The sequence below is a fragment of the Actinocorallia lasiicapitis genome, from assembly GCF_054778695.1.
In genome coordinates this window covers 1-3448 of record NZ_BAAGZI010000514.1, presented here as the reverse complement: position 1 = coordinate 3448, position 3448 = coordinate 1, and the positions used below count along the sequence as shown (strand labels likewise).

Genomic DNA, 3448 nt, shown 5'->3' with positions numbered 1-3448 from the left:
CCTGGAACCGGTCGGCCTCGCGGAGCTGGTCGCGGCCGGGCTGCGGCTGGAGGCCGGGACGGTGCGGCCGTTCAGCGAGGCGGCCGCAGCGCTCGCGGACTTCGCGGGCGGCCACAAGAGCGGGAAGACCGTGCTGGAATTCTGACCGGTATTTCGGAGTGTCGCGGGACGCGTGCGGAGCGTGCGCGGTCTAGAGTGCTGCAGGACGGCGCGGGATCGTGCATGGCGCGCTTCGGTTCCGAGCCTTTGTGAAGGGGGCGTGGGGTGTCCACGCCCCCTTTTTCTCGTGTTTGCTGGAGCCTGTGATGTCCTCTTTGCCCAAGGGTGCCAATGTCCCCGTCCCCGCCTCCTCCGTCCGGGTGGTGCTGAGCTGGGCGTCAGGTCCCGACGCCGACGCGACGGCGCTGCTCCTGGCCGACGGCAAGGTCCGCTCGGACGCCGACATGATCTTCTACAACCAGCCGTCCGACCCGTCGGGCGCCGTCCGGCACGGCGGTAAGCAGACCGGACCGCAGGGGGTCGTCGACACCCTGCTCGTCGATCTGGACCGGGTCGATCCGCAGGTCGAGACGGTCGCGATCGTCGCGTCCGCCGACGGCGGCACGTTCGGCCAGTACCGGGGCCTGCACGTCGCGGTGCTCGACGCCGCCTCCGGCGCGGAGCTCGCCCGGTTCGAGCCCACCGACGCCACCACCGAGACCGCGTTCGTGCTCGGCGAGCTGTACCGCCGTCAGGGCGCCTGGAAGTTCCGGGCCGTCGGCCAGGGGTACGCTACCGGTCTGGCCGGGCTCGCCACCGATTTCGGGATCTCCGTCGACGACGCCGCGCCGACCCCGCCGCCCGCCCCGCCCGTCAGCCTGTCCAAGGTGACGCTCACCAAGCAGGCGCCGTCGGTGTCGCTGACCAAGCGCGGGGCGACCTCCGGCACGATGCGCGTCAACCTCAACTGGCGTGCCCAGGGGCTCGGCAAGCTCGACCTCGACCTGTGCTGCATGTGGGAGCTCCAGGACGGCCGCAAGGGCATGATCGACCCGCTGGCCAAGCAGTTCGGCTCCCTCGACGCCCCGCCCTACCTGCTGCTGGACGCCGACGACCGGACGGGCGCCCGCGCCGAGGGCGAGAACCTCACCATCAACCTGTCGCACGGTTCCGCGTTCCGCCGGCTGCTCGTCATGGCCGTGATCTACGAGGGCGCCGACAGCTTCGCCGGGCTCGGCGCGGTCGTCACGCTGGAGCCGCAGGGCTCCCCGCCGATCGAGATCTTCCTGGACGAGTGCGACGTGCCGAAAGCCCGCACCGCGGTCATCGCCCGGATCGACAGCGTCAACGGGGAACTGGTCGTCAACCGTGAGGCCCGCTACTACGCCACCAAGGGCCGTAAGGGCGGTAAGCAGCTCGCCGACGAGGACTACGGTTTCGGTTTCCGCTGGACGGCCTCCAGCGGCAAATGACCCCTGGGACAATCTCCGGGTGGCCGGTTACGAGATCGAAGATCAGCTGAGGGCGGCGGGCGCCCGCACCATCGCGGGCGTCGACGAGGTCGGCCGCGGCGCTTGGGCGGGCCCGCTGCTCGTCTGCGCCGCGGTCACCGACTTCACCGAGCCGCCCGTCCTGCCCCGTAAGAAGCGGCCGGTGCGGTTGACGGACTCCAAACTGCTCACCGCGGCGCACCGTGCGGCGTTCGCGGAGCTGCTGCCGGGATGGCTGGCGGGCCACGGTCTCGGTTGGGCGTCGGCCGCGGAGATCGACGAACTGGGCATGACGGCGAGTCTGCGCCGGGCCGCGAACCGCGCGCTGGCGGCGCTGCCCGTCCGGCCGGACGTGGTCCTGCTGGACGGCGCCCACGATTTCCTCGGCCATCCCTGGCGGGTGCGGACCGAGGTCAAGGGCGACCAGCGGTCGCTGTCGATCGCGGCGGCGTCCGTCCTGGCGAAGGTGGCCAGGGACCGGCACATGGCGGAGCTCGGCCACCCCGAGTACGGGTTCGCCGACAGCGCCGGGTACCCGTCGCCGCAGCATCAGCGGGCCCTCGCCGAGCACGGGCCGACCGCGCACCACCGGCTCTCCTGGTCCTACCTCGACGATCTTCCGCGGTGGCGGCATCTGAAGAGGCACCGCGACCCCAACGCCGGTGAGGGCCAGCTCAGCCTGATGTGAGTCAGGCGAGCGCCGGGTAGAGCGCGGGTTCGCCGCGGACGGCCGCCCAGTAGCGGTCGCCGAACGACCAGTGCCAGAACTCGGTCGGGTAGTTGACGAACCCCGCCTCCGACAGCGCCTTGACGAGGACGCCGCGGTGGTGCGCCGCCTCGGCCGGCAGACCGGTGGCGTCGGTGTAGGCGAGGCTCGGCGCGCCCGCGTCGTCGTACCCGTTGACCTCGGACCCCAGATCGAGCTCGGTGCCGTCGCCGGTCGCCAGGGTCAGGTCGACGGCGGCGCCGGTGCTGTGCGGCGCGACCTCCGGCGGCGCCACATACCGGCTGGCCATCCGCTGGACGTGCGCGGCGGGCCACTCCGGGTGCGCGATCCGCAGGTCCTTCGCGTACTCCTCGAAGTACCTGGTCTGCAGGGCGAGCGGCCGGTGGCCCTCGACCAGCAGGAACCGGGTGCCGTCGGGGAGCAGCGACTCCGCCTGGACGAGCCGTTCCGCCACGCCCGAGCGCAGCAGCGGGTAGGACGCGCCGTCGCCGGACTTGCGGTGGTCCAGCAGCAGTCCGAGCTCCCTGACGTCGACCAGGGGTTCGGTGCTCTCGCCCACCGGAACGTCCGCCACCCGCGCGTCGGACATCAGCAGAATCTCGTCCATTCTCCTATTTTGGCAGGTCACCCTGGCGGAGCCGGGCCCCGGGCGGCTCCCAGCGCCGATGCCCGTACTTTTCCGACGACACGTAGGAAACAGGCTTTCCTCCTGTTTCCGGCCGCGGTCAAGCGATCCGGTGGAGAGATCTTGCGTTTCCTGACGGACTGACGGCGTCCGGTACTGGACTCGGGGCCGACAGCAAGTAAGGCTGTCGGTTCAATGGGAGTGCTCGGAGGTACGCGCGCCCGTCCGCCACGAGGAGCGGCACGGGATCTGTTCGAACGCATGCAAGCCGGATATTTTCGGATCCATTCAGGCATCAGGCGTTCGACGGGAATCTTCGTCCTGGCGGTGACCGTCGCGCTGGCCGTCGTCGCGGATCTGCCGGTGCTCAGTGCCCTGGCCGGTGCGCTCGTCCTGCTGGTGGTGGTGGATCTGACGCTTCGGTCCCCGGCCGGGGTGGCCGTGCTGGTGGTGGTGACCGCCTGGCTGGCCGCCGTCGTGCCGTTGGCGCGGCTGTTCCCCGATCCCGCGCACCAGGGGATCGGTCTCGCGCTGCTGGCGCTGCCCGTCGCGGTCGCCGCGCTCTGGCTCAGCGGGTACGCGCCCTGGCGCAGCGCGCTGATCGCGCTGCTCTTCGCCGGGGCGGCG

The 3448-nt window shown here is 71.4% G+C and carries 3 protein-coding genes and 1 pseudogene; 3 read left to right on the top strand and 1 reads right to left on the bottom strand.

The window, feature by feature from the left end; all coding sequences use genetic code 11:
• Window positions 1-305: 305 nt before the first annotated feature.
• Together ACYVE7_RS31300 and ACYVE7_RS31295 are read left to right on the top strand one after the other, a co-directional pair.
• On the top strand, window positions 306-1451 hold the full coding sequence (locus ACYVE7_RS31300) for a TerD family protein (RefSeq protein ID WP_460369831.1): 1146 nt from the start codon (window positions 306-308) through the stop codon (window positions 1449-1451).
• Between the two features lie 19 nt (window positions 1452-1470).
• Window positions 1471-2157 (top strand): ribonuclease HII, encoded by a 687-nt coding sequence (locus ACYVE7_RS31295; RefSeq protein ID WP_460369830.1) that lies wholly within the window; start codon window positions 1471-1473, stop codon window positions 2155-2157.
• 1 nt (window position 2158) lies between these two features.
• Here ACYVE7_RS31295 and ACYVE7_RS31290 read toward each other — a convergent pair whose 3' ends face one another.
• Window positions 2159-2803 carry a M15 family metallopeptidase gene (locus ACYVE7_RS31290; RefSeq protein WP_460369829.1) on the bottom strand — a complete coding sequence of 215 codons (645 nt, stop codon included), beginning with the start codon at window positions 2801-2803 and terminating at the stop codon, window positions 2159-2161.
• A 345-nt stretch (window positions 2804-3148) separates the two neighbouring features.
• On the opposite strand from ACYVE7_RS31290, the pseudogene ACYVE7_RS31285 reads away from it, so the two are divergent.
• Window positions 3149-3448: pseudogene (locus ACYVE7_RS31285) on the top strand (AAA family ATPase); the annotation flags it as partial.